17 protein-coding genes and 1 other annotated feature (1 of these 18 cut by a window edge) are annotated in these 17,464 nt (G+C 40.6%); all 17 genes read left to right on the top strand.

Annotation, left to right across the window (positions count from 1 at the left end):
- Nucleotides 1-11: 11 nt before the first annotated feature.
- The 17 genes from era to ppc all read left to right on the top strand — a co-directional run bounded on the left by era (nucleotide 12) and on the right by ppc (nucleotide 17,302).
- Nucleotides 12-911: a GTPase Era gene (era, locus tag HT685_RS04465; RefSeq protein WP_173226420.1), complete on the top strand. Its 900-nt coding sequence runs from the start codon at nucleotides 12-14 to the stop codon at nucleotides 909-911.
- A gap of 48 nt (nucleotides 912-959) precedes the next feature.
- The gene (gene mutM, locus HT685_RS04460) at nucleotides 960-1,784 is read left to right on the top strand and encodes a DNA-formamidopyrimidine glycosylase (protein WP_173226422.1); all 825 of its coding nucleotides are present in this window, start codon (nucleotides 960-962) and stop codon (nucleotides 1,782-1,784) included.
- Nucleotides 1,784-2,389: a dephospho-CoA kinase gene (gene coaE, locus HT685_RS04455; protein ID WP_173226424.1), complete on the top strand. Its 606-nt coding sequence runs from the start codon at nucleotides 1,784-1,786 to the stop codon at nucleotides 2,387-2,389. Before mutM ends, coaE begins: the two co-directional genes overlap by 1 nt.
- Entirely contained in the window at nucleotides 2,376-3,575 is a 1,200-nt protein-coding gene (locus HT685_RS04450; RefSeq protein ID WP_173226426.1) for a multidrug efflux MFS transporter, read from the top strand. The genes coaE and HT685_RS04450 overlap by 14 nt, the downstream gene beginning before the upstream one ends.
- On the top strand, nucleotides 3,575-3,724 hold the full coding sequence (gene rpmG, locus HT685_RS04445; RefSeq protein WP_001809104.1) for a 50S ribosomal protein L33: 150 nt from the start codon (nucleotides 3,575-3,577) through the stop codon (nucleotides 3,722-3,724). The genes HT685_RS04450 and rpmG overlap by 1 nt, the downstream gene beginning before the upstream one ends.
- A gap of 39 nt (nucleotides 3,725-3,763) precedes the next feature.
- A complete protein-coding gene (gene secG / locus HT685_RS04440; protein WP_000282517.1) occupies nucleotides 3,764-3,997 on the top strand; it encodes a preprotein translocase subunit SecG in 234 nt (77 codons plus the stop codon).
- 101 nt (nucleotides 3,998-4,098) lie between these two features.
- The gene (gene rnr / locus HT685_RS04435) at nucleotides 4,099-6,453 is read left to right on the top strand and encodes a ribonuclease R (RefSeq protein ID WP_173226428.1); all 2,355 of its coding nucleotides are present in this window, start codon (nucleotides 4,099-4,101) and stop codon (nucleotides 6,451-6,453) included.
- Entirely contained in the window at nucleotides 6,416-6,883 is a 468-nt protein-coding gene (gene smpB / locus HT685_RS04430) for an SsrA-binding protein SmpB (protein WP_001051750.1), read from the top strand. Before rnr ends, smpB begins: the two co-directional genes overlap by 38 nt.
- A 15-nt stretch (nucleotides 6,884-6,898) precedes the next feature.
- Nucleotides 6,899-7,759 carry an SAM-dependent methyltransferase TehB gene (gene tehB, locus HT685_RS04425; protein ID WP_173226430.1) on the top strand — a complete coding sequence of 287 codons (861 nt, stop codon included), beginning with the start codon at nucleotides 6,899-6,901 and terminating at the stop codon, nucleotides 7,757-7,759.
- A 222-nt stretch (nucleotides 7,760-7,981) separates the two neighbouring features.
- Nucleotides 7,982-8,173, top strand: coding sequence for a type II toxin-antitoxin system HicA family toxin (locus HT685_RS04420; protein WP_115904484.1), 192 nt, complete (start codon nucleotides 7,982-7,984; stop codon nucleotides 8,171-8,173).
- Between the two features lie 27 nt (nucleotides 8,174-8,200).
- On the top strand, nucleotides 8,201-8,578 hold the full coding sequence (locus HT685_RS04415) for a type II toxin-antitoxin system HicB family antitoxin (protein ID WP_173226432.1): 378 nt from the start codon (nucleotides 8,201-8,203) through the stop codon (nucleotides 8,576-8,578).
- A gap of 79 nt (nucleotides 8,579-8,657) precedes the next feature.
- Complete coding sequence (locus tag HT685_RS04410) at nucleotides 8,658-9,611, top strand: competence protein CoiA family protein (protein WP_173226434.1); 954 nt, start codon at nucleotides 8,658-8,660, stop codon at nucleotides 9,609-9,611.
- Nucleotides 9,612-9,629: 18 nt separating this feature from the next.
- Nucleotides 9,630-11,432, top strand: a complete 1,803-nt coding sequence (gene pepF / locus HT685_RS04405) for an oligoendopeptidase F (RefSeq protein WP_173226436.1) — start codon at nucleotides 9,630-9,632, stop codon at nucleotides 11,430-11,432.
- A 1-nt stretch (nucleotide 11,433) separates the two neighbouring features.
- On the top strand, nucleotides 11,434-12,147 hold the full coding sequence (locus HT685_RS04400) for an O-methyltransferase (RefSeq protein ID WP_173226438.1): 714 nt from the start codon (nucleotides 11,434-11,436) through the stop codon (nucleotides 12,145-12,147).
- Between the two features lie 66 nt (nucleotides 12,148-12,213).
- Nucleotides 12,214-13,155 (top strand): peptidylprolyl isomerase PrsA, encoded by a 942-nt coding sequence (prsA, locus tag HT685_RS04395; protein ID WP_138701950.1) that lies wholly within the window; start codon nucleotides 12,214-12,216, stop codon nucleotides 13,153-13,155.
- A 202-nt stretch (nucleotides 13,156-13,357) separates the two neighbouring features.
- Nucleotides 13,358-14,581 (top strand): FtsW/RodA/SpoVE family cell cycle protein, encoded by a 1,224-nt coding sequence (locus HT685_RS04390; protein WP_173278957.1) that lies wholly within the window; start codon nucleotides 13,358-13,360, stop codon nucleotides 14,579-14,581.
- 24 nt (nucleotides 14,582-14,605) lie between these two features.
- A complete protein-coding gene (gene ppc, locus HT685_RS04385; protein WP_173226440.1) occupies nucleotides 14,606-17,302 on the top strand; it encodes a phosphoenolpyruvate carboxylase in 2,697 nt (898 codons plus the stop codon).
- 69 nt (nucleotides 17,303-17,371) lie between these two features.
- Nucleotides 17,372-17,464, top strand: a binding site (T-box leader) (it continues 125 nt past the right edge of the window).

The raw sequence follows: 17,464 nt of genomic DNA, 5'->3' as shown, positions 1-17,464 counted from the left end.
AAGAGGAAATTATGACTTTTAAATCAGGCTTTGTAGCCATTTTAGGACGTCCCAATGTTGGGAAGTCAACTTTTTTAAATCATGTCATGGGGCAAAAGATTGCCATCATGAGTGATAAGGCGCAGACAACGCGCAATAAAATCATGGGAATTTACACGACTGATAAGGAACAAATCGTTTTTATCGACACACCAGGGATTCACAAACCTAAAACAGCTCTCGGAGATTTCATGGTTGAGTCTGCCTACAGTACCCTTCGCGAAGTGGACACCGTTCTTTTCATGGTGCCTGCTGATGAAGCGCGTGGTAAGGGAGACGACATGATTATCGAGCGTCTCAAGGTTGCTAAGGTTCCTGTGATTTTGGTGGTGAATAAAATCGATAAGGTTCACCCAGACCAGCTTTTATCTCAGATCGATGATTTCCGTAACCAAATGGACTTCAAGGAAATTGTTCCAATCTCAGCTCTTCAGGGGAATAATGTGTCTCGTCTAGTGGATATTTTGAGTGAAAATTTGGATGAAGGATTCCAGTATTTCCCGTCTGATCAAATCACAGACCATCCAGAACGTTTCTTGGTTTCAGAGATGGTCCGTGAGAAAGTCTTGCACCTAACTCGTGAAGAGATTCCGCATTCGGTAGCAGTAGTTGTGGATTCTATGAAACGAGACGAAGAGACAGACAAGGTGCATATCCGTGCAACTATCATGGTTGAGCGCGATAGTCAAAAAGGCATTATCATCGGTAAAGGTGGCGCTATGCTTAAGAAAATCGGTAGTATGGCCCGTCGTGATATCGAACTCATGCTAGGAGACAAGGTCTTCCTAGAAACATGGGTCAAGGTCAAGAAAAACTGGCGCGATAAAAAACTAGATTTGGCTGACTTTGGCTATAATGAAAAAGAATATTAAGTAGAGGTGGGCTCATGCCTGCTTCTTGTTTTTACAGAAGGAGGACTTATGCCTGAATTACCTGAAGTTGAAACGGTTCGTCGTGGCTTAGAAAAATTGATTCTAGGTAAGAAAATTTCGAGTATAGAAATTCGCTATCCCAAGATGATTAAGACAAATCTGGACGAGTTTCAAAAGGAAGTGCCTGGTCAGATTGTTGAGTCAATGGGACGTCGTGGCAAATATTTGCTTTTTTACCTGACAGACAAGGTCTTGATTTCCCATTTACGGATGGAGGGCAAGTATTTTTATTATCCGAACCAAGTTCCTGAACGCAAGCATGCCCATGTTTTCTTCCAGTTTGAGGATGGTGGCACGCTTGTTTATGAGGATGTTCGCAAGTTTGGTACTATGGAACTCTTGGCGCCTGACCTTTTGAAAGCCTACTTTATTTCTAAAAAACTAGGTCCGGAGCCGAAAGAGCAGGATTTTAATTTGCAGGTCTTTCAAACTGCTCTTACCAAGTCCAAAAAGCCTATCAAATCCCATCTCCTAGACCAGACCTTGGTTGCTGGTCTTGGCAATATCTATGTGGATGAGGTTCTCTGGCGAGTTCAGGTTCATCCAGCAAGACCTTCTCAGACTTTGACTGCAGCAGAAGCGTCAGCCATTCATGACCAGACCATTGCTGTATTGGGTCAGGCTGTTGAAAAAGGTGGCTCGACCATTCGGACTTATACCAATGCCTTTGGGGAAGACGGAACCATGCAGGATTTTCATCAGGTCTATGACAAGGCTGGTCAAAAATGCTCACGCTGTGGAACTGTGATTGAGAAAATTCAACTAGGCGGACGTGGAACCCACTTTTGTCCAAACTGTCAAAGGAGGGACTGATGGGAAAAATCATTGGAATCACAGGAGGAATTGCCTCTGGTAAGTCAACTGTGACAAATTTTTTAAGAAAACAAGGTTTTCAAGTGGTGGATGCTGACGCAGTTGTACACCAGCTACAGAAATCTGGTGGTCGTCTGTTTGAGGCTCTAGTCCAGCACTTTGGTCAAGAAATCATTCTAGAAAACGGAGAACTCAATCGCCCTCTCCTAGCTAGTCTCATCTTTTCAAATCCTGATGAACGGGAATGGTCTAAACGAATCCAAGGGGAGATTATTCGTGAAGAACTGGCTACTTTGAGAGACCAGTTGGCTCAGACAGAAGCTATCTTTTTCATGGATATTCCCTTGCTTTTTGAACAGGACTACAGCGCTTGGTTTGATGAGACATGGTTGGTCTATGTGGATCGAGATGTCCAAGTAGAACGTTTAATGAAAAGAGACCACTTGTCCAAAAATGAAGCTGAATCTCGTCTGGCAGCCCAGTGGCCTTTAGAGAAAAAGAAAGATTTGGCTAGTCATGTTTTAGATAACAATGGAAATCTGGACCAGCTTCTTACTCAAGTGCGTATCCTTCTCGAGGGAGGTGCACAAGATGACAGAGATTAACTGGAAGGATAATTTGCGCATTGCCTGGTTTGGTAATTTTCTGACAGGAGCCAGTATTTCTTTGGTTGTGCCCTTTATGCCCATTTTTGTGGAAAATCTAGGTGTTGGGAGTGAGCAAGCTGCTTTTTATGCAGGCTTGGCTATTTCTGTATCTGCTATTTCCGCGGCGCTCTTTTCTCCTATCTGGGGAATCCTTGCTGACAAATACGGAAGAAAACCCATGATGATTCGAGCTGGACTTGCCATGACCATTACTATGGGAGGCTTAGCCTTTGTCCCAAATATCTATTGGCTAATCTTTCTTCGTTTACTGAATGGTGTATTTGCAGGTTTTGTTCCTAATGCAACAGCCCTGATAGCCAGTCAGGTTCCCAAGGAGAAATCAGGCTCTGCCTTAGGTACTCTGTCTACAGGCGTAGTTGCAGGTACTCTAACTGGTCCTTTTATTGGTGGCTTTATCGCAGAATTATTTGGCATTCGTACGGTTTTCTTACTGGTTGGTAGTTTTTTATTTTTAGCTGCTATTTTGACTATTTGCTTTATCAAGGAAGATTTTCAACCAGTAGCCAAGGAAAGGGCTATTCCAACAAAGGAATTATTTACATCGGTCAAATATCCCTATCTTTTGGTCAATCTCTTTTTAACCAGTTTTGTCATCCAATTTTCAGCCCAATCGATTGGTCCTATTTTGGCTCTTTATGTGCGTGACTTAGGGCAGACAGAGAATCTTCTTTTTGTATCTGGTTTGATTGTATCCAGTATGGGCTTTTCCAGTATGATGAGTGCGGGAGTTATGGGCAAGCTAGGTGACAAGGTGGGCAATCATCGTCTCTTGGTTGTCGCCCAGTTTTATTCAGTCATCATCTATCTCCTCTGCGCCAATGCTTCTAGCCCCCTCCAACTGGGACTCTATCGATTCCTCTTTGGCTTGGGAACCGGTGCGCTGATTCCCGGGGTCAATGCGCTACTCAGCAAAATGACTCCCAAAGCCGGCATTTCGAGGGTCTTTGCCTTCAATCAGGTATTCTTTTATCTGGGTGGTGTCGTTGGTCCTATGGCAGGTTCTGCAGTAGCAGGACAATTTGGCTACCATGCAGTCTTTTATGCGACAAGCCTTTGTGTTGCCTTTAGTTGTCTCTTTAACCTGCTTCAATTTCGAACATTATTAAAAGTAAAGGAAATCTAGTGCGAGTAAAAATTAATCTCAAATGCTCCTCTTGTGGCAGTATCAATTACCTAACCAGTAAAAATTCAAAAACCCATCCAGACAAGATTGAGGTTTTAAAGTATTGTCCCAAGGAAAGAAAAGTAACCCTACATCTTGAATCTAAGTAGATTTTATGGTAAAATAATAAGGATTTTAAGGAGTTTGATATGTATAACCTATTATTAACCATTTTATTAGTATTATCTGTTGTGATTGTGATTGCGATTTTCATGCAACCAACCAAAAACCAATCCAGCAATGTATTTGATGCCAGCTCAGGTGATTTGTTTGAACGCAGTAAAGCACGCGGTTTTGAAGCTGTAATGCAGCGTTTGACAGGGATTTTAGTCTTTTTCTGGCTAGCCATTGCCTTAGCATTGACGGTATTATCAAGTAGATAAGAAAATAATGGGCAGGACTAGGTCTTTGCCTCTTTTTATTTTTAAAGGATGTTTGAGAAGGTTTTACAGTAAAAGAAAATTAAAAAATCTAGAAAGAAAATATGAAAGATAGAATAAAAGAATATTTACAAGATAAGGGAAGGGTGACTGTCAATGACTTGGCTCAAGCTTTGGGAAAAGACGGTTCCAAGGATTTTCGTGAGTTGATTAAAACCTTGTCCCTAATGGAAAGAAAGCACCAGATACGCTTTGAAGAAGATGGCAGTCTGACCTTGGAAGTTAAGAAAAAACATGAGATTACCCTCAAGGGGATTTTTCATGCCCATAAAAATGGCTTTGGCTTTGTCAGTCTGGAAGGGGAAGAGGACGACCTTTTTGTAGGAAAAAACGATGTCAACTATGCTATTGATGGTGATACCGTTGAGGTCGTCATCAAAAAAGTCGCTGACCGAAACAAGGGAACAGCAGCGGAAGCAAAAATTATTGATATCCTAGAACGTAGCTTAACAACCGTTGTCGGTCAAATAGTTCTGGATCAGGAAAAACCTAAGTATGCTGGTTACATCCGTTCGAAAAACCAGAAAATCAGCCAACCGATTTATGTTAAGAAACCTGCCCTTAAACTAGAAGGAACAGAAGTTCTCAAGGTCTTTATCGACAAATACCCAAGCAAGAAACATGATTTCTTTGTCGCGAGCGTCCTTGATGTGGTGGGGCATTCAACGGATGTCGGAATTGATGTCCTTGAAGTTTTGGAGTCTATGGACATTGTCTCAGAATTTCCAGATGCAGTTGTTAAGGAAGCAGAAAGTGTGCCGGATGCTCCGTCTCAAAAGGATATGGAAGGTCGTCTGGATCTAAGAGATGAGATTATCTTTACCATTGACGGTGCAGATGCCAAGGACTTGGATGATGCAGTGCATATCAAGGCCTTGAAAAATGGCAATCTGGAGCTTGGAGTTCACATCGCAGATGTTTCCTACTATGTGACCGAGGGTTCTGTCCTTGATAAGGAAGCCCTTAACCGTGCGACTTCAGTCTATGTGACAGACCGTGTGGTTCCAATGCTTCCAGAACGACTGTCAAATGGCATTTGCTCCCTTAATCCTCAAGTTGACCGTCTGACCCAGTCTGCCATTATGGAGATTGATAAACATGGTCGTGTGGTCAACTACACTATTACACAAACGGTTATCAAGACCAGTTTTCGTATGACCTATAGTGATGTCAATGATATCTTAGCAGGTGACGAGGAGAAGAGACAAGAGTATCAGAAAATTGTTCCTAGTATAGAACTTATGGCCAAGCTCCATGAAATTTTAGAAAACATGCGTGTGAAACGTGGAGCCCTCAATTTCGATACCAATGAAGCCAAGATTTTGGTTGATAAACAAGGTAAGCCTGTTGATATCGTTCTTCGTCAGCGTGGAATTGCCGAGCGCATGATTGAGTCCTTTATGTTGATGGCCAATGAAACAGTTGCCGAGCATTTTAGCAAGCTGGATTTGCCTTTTATCTATCGGATTCACGAGGAGCCTAAGGCTGAAAAGGTTCAAAAGTTTATTGATTATGCTTCGAGTTTTGGCTTGCGCATTTATGGAACTGCCAGTGAGATTAGCCAGGAGGCTCTCCAAGACATCATGCGTGCTGTTGAGGGAGAACCTTATGCAGATGTATTGTCCATGATGCTTCTTCGCTCTATGCAGCAGGCTCGCTATTCGGAGCACAATCACGGCCACTATGGATTAGCGGCTGATTATTACACTCACTTTACCAGTCCGATTCGCCGTTATCCAGACCTTCTTGTTCACCGTATGATTCGTGATTACGGCCGTTCTAAGGAAATAGCAGAGCATTTTGAGCAAGTAATCCCAGAGATTGCAACCCAGTCCTCAAACCGTGAGCGTCGTGCTATCGAGGCCGAGCGTGAAGTCGAAGCCATGAAAAAGGCTGAGTATATGGAAGAATACGTGGGTGACGAGTACGATGCAGTTGTATCAAGTATTGTCAAATTCGGTCTCTTTGTCGAATTGCCAAACACAGTTGAAGGCTTGATTCACCTCACCAATCTACCTGAATTTTATCATTTCAATGAGCGTGATTTGACCCTTCGTGGGGAGAAATCAGGAACAACCTTCCGTGTAGGTCAACAAATTCGTATTCGCGTTGAAAGAGCTGATAAGATGACAGGTGAAATTGACTTCTCTTACATTCCAAGTGAGTTTGATGTGATCGAAAAAGGCTTGAAACAGTCTAATCGTAGTGACAGAGGGCGTGGTTCAAGTCGTCGTTCAGATAAGAAGGAAGACAAGAGAAAATCAGGACGCTCAAATGATAAGCGCAAGCATTCACAAAAAGACAAGAAGAAAAAAGGAAAGAAACCTTTTTATAAGGAAGTAGCTAAGAAAGGAGTTAAGCATGGCAAAGGGCGAGGGAAAGGTCGTCGCACAAAATAAAAAGGCGCGTCATGACTATACAATCGTAGATACGCTAGAGGCAGGGATGGTCCTGACTGGAACTGAAATCAAGAGTGTACGAGCTGCTCGAATCAATCTCAAAGATGGCTTTGCCCAAGTAAAAAATGGAGAAGTCTGGTTGAGCAATGTTCACATCGCTCCTTACGAAGAGGGTAATATCTGGAATCAAGAACCAGAACGCCGTCGCAAACTCTTACTCCATAAAAAGCAAATCCAAAAGTTGGAACAAGAGACTAAAGGAACAGGAATGACCCTGGTTCCCCTAAAAGTCTATATTAAAGATGGCTATGCCAAGCTCCTTTTAGGCCTAGCTAAAGGGAAGCATGACTACGACAAACGGGAGTCTATCAAACGTCGTGAACAAAATCGAGACATTGCGCGCGTGATGAAAGCTGTTAATCAGCGATAAAAAGAGGAAATGAAAATGGAAAAATTAGTTGCCTATAAACGCATGCCTTTATGGACTAAAGAAACCATGCCAGAGGCTGTTCAGCAGAAACACAATACCAAGGTTGGGACTTGGGGGAAAATTACTGTTTTGAAGGGAACTCTCAAGTTTATTGAATTGACAGAGGATGGTGAGGTTCTAGCTGAACATCTCTTTGAAGCAGGAGCCGACAATCCCATGGCACAACCTCAAGCTTGGCATCGAGTGGAGGCTGCCACAGATGATGTGGAATGGTATTTGGAATTTTATTGTAAACCTGAGGATTATTTCCCTAAGAAATACAATACCAATCCTGTTCATTCAGAGGTTCTAGAGGCCATGCAGTCAGTAAAACCAGGGAAAGCCTTGGATTTGGGCTGTGGTCAAGGTCGTAATGCACTCTTTCTAGCCCAGCAAGGTTTCGATGTGACAGCTGTGGATCAAAATGAACTGGCCCTTGAAATCTTGCAAAGCATTGTTGAGCAGGAAGATTTGGACATGCCTGTTGGTCTTTACGATATCAATTCAGCTAGCATTGGTCAAGAGTATGATTTCATCGTATCGACAGTTGTTTTGATGTTTCTGCAAGCAGATTGCATTCCTGCAATTATCAAAAACATGCAGGAGAAAACCGCGGTCGGTGGCTATAACCTTATCGTTTGTGCCATGGACACGGAGGATTATCCTTGCTCAGTTAACTTCCCATTCACCTTTAAGGAAGGCGAACTAGCGAACTATTACAAGGACTGGGAATTGGTCAAGTACAATGAAAATCCAGGCCATTTGCACCGTCGCGATGAGAATGGCAATCGTATTCAACTACGCTTTGCGACCATGCTAGCTAAGAAAATCAAGTAAACATACATGAAGATTAGGAGAATTTCCTGATCTTTTTTCTTTTTTACGAATAGATAAGATAGAAGAATTGACAAAAATACGCATTATAAGTATAATTTTAGCTAGAAAGGTGACCATAAATGACAATCACAGGTAAGGAAATGGTAAAATTATACTCAATGAAAATCAAAGAGCAAACTAGGAAGCTGGCCGCAGGCTGTACTTGAGTACGGCAAGGATAAGCTGACGTGGTTTGAATTTGATTTTCGAAGAGTATTAGCTCTTGCAAATGGATGGATTGAAGTACGTAAGAGAGGAAGTCATCATCATTTTAAGAAAGAAGGGGTTCCCTATCTTGTCACTATTCCAGTTCACGGTAATGAGGATTTAGGAAAAGGTCTAGAGAGAAAAATATTAAAAGATTTGGGATTATAGTTGATTTGGAAATTGTGGAGGTGTATTATGCTAAAATCTTATCCTGCTATTTTTCATAAAGAAGGCACTGGATACTGGGTTGAATTTCCTGAATTTGGAGGCGGGACTGAAGGAGCAACGATTGAACTTGCAATGAAAAATGCTCGGGAAATGCTTGAGAGTGTTTTAGCTTCTTATATTGATGAAGGATTGGCTCTACCTACTCCTAGTGACATTTCTATGTTGAAAGCTTCTGATGGATTTGTGACTTTGATTCAGGTCAATCCCTTGCCTTTCGTAAAGAATAATAAAGCGATTCGAAAAAATGTTACGGTTCCAGAGTGGCTAGTCAGACTTGCAGATCGTGAGAAAGTGAACTATTCTGAAGTGTTGACACAAGCTCTTGAAAGTCGCTTGCAACTCTAAAATTATAGAGTGATGAAGATTAGGAAATTTCCTGATCTTTTTTCTTTTTTTACGAATAATATAGAAAAGGGGGAAAATCATGTTTGTTGCGAGAGATGCTAGGGGAGAGTTGGTAAATGTGTTAGAGGATAAGCTGGAGAATCAAGCCTACACCTGCCCAGCTTGTGCAGGTCAGCTCCGTTTGCGTCAAGGACCAAGTGTCCGGACCCATTTTGCACATAAATCTTTAAAAGACTGTGATTATTCCTCTGAAAATGAAAGTCCAGAACACCTGTCCAATAAGGAAGTCCTCTATCATTGGTTGAAGACAGAGGCTGAGGTGCAATTAGAATACCCGCTTCCAGAGCTTAAACAGATTGCAGATGTATTTGTAAATGGCAATCTAGCTTTAGAAGTTCAGTGTAGTCCCTTGCCTCAAAAAATTCTTAAAGAGCGTAGTGAGGGCTATCGTAGTCAGGGTTACCAAGTACTGTGGTTGCTGGGAGAAAAACTGTGGCTCAAGGAGCGATTGACTCGTCTACAACAAGGTTTTCTTTATTTCAGTCAAAATATGGGCTTTTATATTTGGGAAGTAGACAAGGGAAAACAGGTTTTAAGGCTTAAATACCTGATTTACCAGGATCTCCGAGGCAAACTCCATTATCAGATTAAGGAATTTCCCTATGGTCAGGCTAGTCTACTGGAGATATTGCGTCTTCCCTATAAGAAACAAAAAATATCTCATTTTACAGTTTCTGAGGATAAGGACATCTGTCGCTATATCCGGCAACAATTGTATTATCAAAATCCTTTTTGGATGAAAGAACAAGCAGAAGCCTATCAAAAGGGAGAGAATATCCTGACTTATGAGCTAAAAGCATGGTATCCCCAAATTAGACCACTAGTGGGCAAATTTTTCCAGATTGAACAAGACTTGAATAGCTATTATCAGCACTTTTTCACCTATTATCAAGAAAATCCTCAAAATGATTGGCAAAAGCTCTATCCACCAGCCTTTTATCAGCAATATTTCTTGAAAAATATGGTAGAATAGAAAGGATGGAGGAATCTAATGGTATTACAAAGACATGAAATAAATGAAAAAGATACATGGGATCTATCAACGATCTACCCAACTGACCAGGCTTGGGAAGAAGCCTTAAAAGATTTAACAGAACAATTGGAGACAGTAGGCCAGTATGAAGGCCATCTCCTAGATAGTGCGGATAGCCTACTCGAAATCACTGAAGTTTCTCTTGAAATGGAACGCCATATGGAGAAGCTTTACGTTTATGCTCATATGAAAAATGACCAGGATACACGTGAAGCCAAGTACCAAGAGTACTATGCCAAGGCCATGACTCTCTACAGTCAGCTAGACCAAGCCTTTTCATTCTATGAACCTGAATTTATGGAAATCAGTGAAAAGCAGTATGCTGACTTTTTAGAAGCTCAACCAAAATTGCAGGTTTATCAACACTATTTCGACAAGCTTTTGCAAGGTAAGGAACACGTTCTATCACAACGTGAAGAAGAATTATTGGCTGGAGCTGGAGAAATCTTTGGTTCAGCAAGTGAAACCTTCGCTATCTTGGACAATGCGGATATTGTGTTCCCTTATGTTCTTGACGATGATGGTAAGGAAGTTCAGCTATCTCATGGGACTTACACACGTTTGATGGAGTCTAAAAATCGTGAGGTGCGTCGTGGTGCCTATCAAGCTCTTTATGCGACTTATCAACAATTCCAACATACCTATGCTAAAACCTTGCAAACCAATGTTAAGGTTCAAAACTACCGTGCCAAAGTTCGCAATTACAAGAGTGCTCGTCATGCAGCCCTAGCAGCCAATTTTGTTCCAGAAAGTGTTTATGACAATTTAGTAGCAGCAGTTCGCAAGCATTTACCCCTCTTGCATCGTTACCTTGAACTTCGTTCAAAAATCTTGGGAATTTCAGATCTCAAGATGTACGATGTCTACACACCACTTTCATCTGTTGAATATAGTTTTACCTACCAAGAAGCCTTGAAAAAGGCAGAAGATGCCTTGGCAGTCTTGGGTGAGGATTACTTGAGCCGTGTTAAACGTGCCTTTAGTGAGCGTTGGATTGACGTTTATGAAAATCAAGGCAAGCGTTCAGGGGCTTACTCTGGTGGTTCTTACGATACCAATGCCTTTATGCTTCTTAACTGGCAGGACAATTTGGACAATCTCTTTACTCTTGTTCATGAAACAGGTCACAGTATGCATTCAAGCTATACTCGTGAAACGCAACCTTATGTTTACGGAGATTATTCGATCTTCTTGGCTGAGATTGCCTCAACGACCAATGAAAATATCTTGACGGAGAAATTATTGGAAGAAGTGGAAGACGACGCAACGCGCTTTGCTATCCTCAATAACTTCCTAGATGGTTTCCGTGGAACAGTTTTCCGCCAAACTCAATTTGCTGAGTTTGAACACGCCATTCACCAAGCGGATCAAAATGGTCAAGTCTTGACAAGCGATTTCCTAAATAAACTCTACGCAGACTTGAACCAAGAGTATTATGGTTTGAGTAAGGAAGACAATCCTGAAATCCAATACGAGTGGGCACGCATTCCACACTTCTACTATAACTACTATGTATACCAATATTCAACAGGCTTTGCAGCAGCCTCAGCCTTGGCTGAAAAGATTGTCCATGGTAGTCAAGAAGACCGTGACCGCTATATCGACTACCTCAAGGCAGGTAAGTCTGACTATCCACTCAATGTCATGAGAAAAGCTGGTGTTGATATGGAGAAGGAAGACTACCTCAACGATGCCTTTGCAGTCTTCGAACGTCGTTTAAATGAGTTTGAAGCCCTTGTTGAAAAATTGGGATTGGCATAAGATGGTTGAATCGTATAGTAAAAATGCCAACCATAACATGCGTCGTCCTGTTGTCAAGGAAGAAATTGTGGACTTGATGCGTCAGCGTCAAAAGCAAGTCACAGGCGATTTGAAAGAATTGGAAGACTTTGCCCGTAAGGAAAATATTCCCATCATTCCCCATGAAACGGTTGCTTATTTCCGTTTTCTCATGCAAACCATGCAACCTAAAAACATTCTGGAAATTGGGACGGCTATTGGTTTTTCTGCCCTTTTGATGGCAGAACATGCGCAAAATGCTAAGATTACAACCATTGACCGCAATCCAGAAATGATTGGTTTTGCCAAGGAAAATTTTGCCCAGTTTGATAGTCGTAAGCAAATCACTCTCCTAGAAGGAGATGCGGTAGATGTCTTATCAACCTTGACAGAGTCTTATGATTTCGTCTTTATGGATTCAGCCAAGTCTAAATACATCGTCTTTCTGCCAGAAATCCTCAAACATTTGGAAGTTGGAGGTGTGGTTGTCTTGGATGATATTTTTCAAGGCGGTGATGTTGCCAAGGACATTATGGAAGTCCGTCGAGGTCAGCGAACCATCTATCGAGGACTTCAAAGACTATTTGACGCAACCTTAGACAATCCAGGACTCACCGCAACATTAGTACCTCTGGGAGATGGCATTCTCATGCTTCGTAAAAATGTAGCAGATGTTCAATTGCCTGACAGCGAATGATTTTCAGAAAAATTTAAGAAAATATAGTAAAATAGATAGAGTAACACTTATCTCAAAGGAGTAGACATGAAGAAAAAACTATTGGCAGGTGCCATCACACTATTATCAGTAGCAACTTTAGCAGCTTGTTCGAAAGGTTCAGAAGGGGCAGACCTTATCAGCATGAAAGGGGATGTCATCACAGAACATCAATTTTATGAGCAAGTGAAAAGCAACCCTTCAGCCCAACAAGTCTTGTTAAATATGACCATCCAAAAAGTTTTTGAAAAACAATATGGCTCAGAGCTTGATGATAAAGAGGTTGATGATACTATTGCCGAAGAAGAAAAACAATATGGCGAAAACTACCAACGTGTCTTGTCACAAGCGGGTATGACTCTTGAAACACGTAAAGCTCAAATTCGTACAAGTAAATTAGTTGAGTTGGCAGTTAAGAAGGCAGCAGAAGCTGAATTGACAGATGATGCTTACAAGAAGGCCTTTGACGAATACACTCCAGATGTAACGGTTCAAATCATCCGTCTTGATAATGAAGATAAGGCCAAAGAAGTTCTCGAAAAAGCCAAGGCAGAAGGTGCTGATTTTGCTCAATTAGCCAAAGATAACTCAACTGATGAAAAAACAAAAGCAAATGGTGGAGAAATTACCTTTGATTCTGCTTCAACGGAAGTACCTGAGCAAGTCAAGAAAGCCGCTTTCGCTTTAGATGTAAATGGCATTTCTGATGTGATTACAGCAACTGGCACACAAGCCTACAGTAGCCAATATTACATTGTAAAACTCATTAAGAAAACAGAAAAATCATCTAATATTGATGACTATAAAGAAAAATTAAAAACTGTTATCTTGACTCAAAAACAAAATGATTCAACATTTGTTCAAAGCATTATCGGAAAAGAATTACAAGCAGCCAATATCAAGGTTAAGGACCAAGCCTTCCAAAATATCTTTACCCAATATATCGGTGGTGGAGATTCAAGCTCAAGCAGTAGTACATCAAACGAATAGTCCAAATCAATACAAATCTCTTTTGAGGTTTGTATTTTTTGAACTTGAGTCTGGAAATGATTCTGTAAAAACAGTAAAATTCGAAGGATTGTAAGGTAAGAGTTTTTTTCTTTCTGAAAAAATGGTATAATAGCAATCAAAACTAGAAAATAAAACGGAATTTGGAACAGATTTGTCTGTATCCTACTAGAGTGGTGATACTATGAAGATTAGTAAGAGGCACTTATTAAATTATTCCATCTTGATTCCCTACTTGCTTTTATCTATTTTGGGCTTGATTGTGGTCTATTCGACCACCAGCGCTATTTTAATTGAAGAAGGCAAGAGCGCCTTGCAATTGGTTCGAAACCAAGGAATCTTTTGGATTGTTAGTTTGATACTGATTGCCTTAATTTATAAATTGAGACTAGATTTTTTGAGAAATGAGCGACTAATCATTTTAGTTATATTGATAGAAATGCTTTTATTGTTCTTAGCTCGTTTTATTGGTATTTCCGTAAACGGGGCATACGGTTGGATTTCGGTTGCAGGAGTAACTATTCAGCCAGCTGAGTACTTAAAAATCATTATTATTTGGTATTTGGCTCACCGCTTCTCCAAACAGCAAGAAGAAATAGCTATTTATGATTTTCAAGTTTTGACTCAAAATCAATGGCTTCCCCGTGCTTTTAATGATTGGCGATTCGTTCTCCTAGTTCTGATTGGAAGTTTGGGAATTTTCCCTGATTTAGGAAATGCGACTATTTTAGTCTTAGTTTCCTTGATTATGTATACAGTTAGTGGAATCGCTTATCGCTGGTTTTCAACCATTCTGGCGCTCGTATCTGCCGCTTCTGTCTTTGTCTTGACCACTATCAGTCTAATCGGTGTTGAGACCTTTTCAAAAATTCCAGTATTTGGCTATGTAGCCAAGCGCTTTAGTGCCTTTTTTAATCCTTTTGCGGATCGTGCTGATGCGGGTCACCAGTTATCTAATTCTTATTTTGCCATGGTCAATGGCGGTTGGTTTGGTCTAGGTCTTGGAAACTCGATTGAAAAACGAGGTTATTTACCAGAAGCTCATACAGACTTTGTCTTTTCTATCGTGATTGAAGAATTTGGCTTTGTTGGTGCCAGTCTCATTTTAGCTCTCTTGTTTTTCATGATTCTGCGGATTATCTTGGTCGGTATCCGAGCGGAGAATCCTTTCAATGCCATGGTTGCACTCGGTGTCGGAGGGATGATGTTGGTTCAGGTATTTGTCAATATCGGAGGGATTTCGGGCTTGATTCCATCTACAGGAGTGACTTTCCCCTTCTTATCCCAGGGGGGGAATAGTCTTCTAGTCTTATCAGTGGCAGTGGGCTTTGTCTTAAATATTGACGCCAGTGAAAAACGCGCTAAGTTGTACCGAGAATTGGAAAATCAACCAATGAACCTTCTGTGAAGTAGAATAAAGAAAGGATAGTCTATGTCTCTTCAAAAATTAGAAAATTATAGTAATAAAAGTGTTGTGCAAGAAGAAGTATTGATTCTAACAGAATTGCTGGAAGATATTACTAAAAATATGCTTGCACCAGAGACCTTTGAAAAAATCATGCAGTTGAAAGAATTATCAACGCAGGAAGATTATCAAGGTCTAAACCGTCTAGTGACTAGCTTATCAAATGATGAAATGGTCTATATTTCACGCTATTTTTCAATCTTACCTCTTTTGATTAATATTTCAGAGGATGTGGATTTAGCTTATGAAATCAATCATCAAAATAATATTGATCAGGACTATTTAGGTAAATTATCTACAACGATCAAAATGGTTGCTGAAAAAGAAAATGCCGTTGAGATCCTAGAACACTTGAATGTTGTTCCTGTTTTGACAGCCCATCCAACACAAGTGCAACGCAAAAGTATGTTGGATTTAACAAATCATATTCATAGTCTTTTGCGTAAATACCGTGATGTTAAGTTGGGGTTGATCAATAAAGAAAAATGGCACAATGATTTGCGTCGTTACATCGAAATTATCATGCAGACAGACATGATTCGTGAGAAAAAATTAAAAGTGACTAACGAAATCACGAATGCTATGGAATATTACAACAGCTCCTTTTTGAAAGCTGTACCTCACTTGACGACGGAGTATAAGCGCTTAGCGCAAGCACATGGTCTGAATTTAAAACAGGCTAAACCAATCACCATGGGTATGTGGATAGGTGGTGACCGTGATGGAAATCCATTTGTTACTGCAGATACCTTGAAGCAGTCTGCACTCACTCAGTGTGAAGTCATCATGAACTACTATGATGAAAAGATTTACCAACTTTATCGTGAGTTTTCTCTTTCAACTAGCATTGTCAATGTAAGTAAGCAAGTCAGAGAAATGGCTCGTCAGTCCAAGGATAACTCGATTTACCGCGAAAAAGAGCTTTACCGTCGTGCCTTGTTTGATATTCAATCAAAAATTCAAGCAACAAAAACCTATCTGATTGAGGATAAGGAAGTTGGGACTCGTTATGAAACCGCCAATGATTTTTACAAGGATTTGATTGCCATTCGAGATTCTCTACTAGAAAATAAGGGCGAGTCCTTGATTTCAGGTGATTTTGTGGAATTATTGCAGGCAGTAGAGATATTTGGTTTTTACCTAGCATCAATTGATATGCGACAAGACTCTAGCGTCTATGAAGCCTGTGTGGCAGAACTCTTGAAATCAGCAGGAATTCATTCTCGCTATAGCGAGTTGAGCGAAGAAGAAAAGTGCGATCTTCTCTTGAAAGAGTTAGAAGAAGATCCCCGAATTCTTTCTGCGACTCACGCAGAAAAATCAGAATTATTAGCAAAAGAACTAGCTATTTTTAAGACGGCTCGTGTTTTGAAAGATAAGTTGGGAGATGATGTCATCCGTCAGACTATCATTTCACATGCAACCAGCCTTTCTGATATGCTAGAATTAGCTATTCTATTAAAAGAAGTAGGACTGGTGGATACGGAAAGGGCGCGTGTTCAGATTGTTCCCCTTTTTGAAACAATTGAAGACTTGGATCATTCAGAGGAAACAATGAGACAATATCTTTCTCTTCCTCTTGCCAAAAAATGGATTGCTTCACGTAATAACTATCAAGAAATCATGTTGGGCTACTCTGACAGTAATAAAGATGGCGGTTACTTGTCATCATGTTGGACCCTCTACAAGGCTCAACAACAATTGACTGCTATTGGAGATGAATTTGGCGTTAAGGTTACCTTCTTCCATGGCCGTGGTGGGACTGTCGGTCGTGGTGGTGGGCCAACCTATGAAGCCATCACATCTCAACCGCTCAAGTCTATCAAGGATCGTATCCGCTTGACGGAGCAGGGTGAAGTAATTGGCAATAAATACGGTAATAAAGACGCTGCTTACTATAACCTTGAAATGCTAGTATCGGCAGCTATTAACCGTATGATTACTCAGAAGAAGAGCGATACCAATACCTCAAATCGTTATGAAGCCATTATGGATCAAGTAGTGGACCGTAGTTACGATATCTACCGTGATTTGGTCTTTGGTAATGAGCATTTCTATGATTATTTCTTCGAGTCAAGTCCAATCAAGGCTATTTCAAGCTTTAACATTGGTTCTCGCCCAGCTGCCCGTAAGACGATTACTGAAATCGGTGGTTTGCGTGCCATCCCTTGGGTATTCTCATGGTCACAAAGTCGTGTTATGTTCCCTGGATGGTACGGGGTTGGTTCAAGCTTCAAGGAATTTATCGATAAAAATCCAGAAAATATTGCTATTTTACGAGATATGTACCAAAATTGGCCTTTCTTCCAATCGCTTCTTTCAAATGTTGATATGGTTTTGTCAAAATCAAATATGAATATTGCTTTTGAATATGCTAAACTTTGTGAAGACGAGCAAGTTAAGGCCATCTATGAGACTATTTTAAATGAATGGCAAGTTACTAAGAACGTTATCCTGGCTATTGAAGGACATGACGAACTCTTAGCTGACAATCCATATCTAAAAGCTAGTCTGGATTACCGTATGCCTTACTTTAATATTCTCAACTATATTCAGTTGGAGTTGATCAAACGCCAACGTCGTGGAGAATTGTCCAGTGATCAAGAACGATTGATTCATATCACCATCAACGGAATTGCAACAGGATTGCGTAATTCAGGCTAATCATTTTCAAAAGTGAAGATGAAAAAAATTCTAATAGACTATTGACAAGTAGTTTAAAAATGATATAATTTAACCATTCAGAAAAGTAATCGTACAAACTTTCAAGAGAGTCTGTGGTAGCTGAAAACAGATAAGTGGCGATGATGAAAATTGGGCTGAATG

Source organism: Streptococcus sp. 5004, from assembly GCF_013276755.1.
In the GTDB taxonomy this organism is placed as follows: domain Bacteria; phylum Bacillota; class Bacilli; order Lactobacillales; family Streptococcaceae; genus Streptococcus.
Note: the sequence above shows the minus strand (reverse complement) of the source record. Positions and strands in the feature narration are given on the sequence as shown.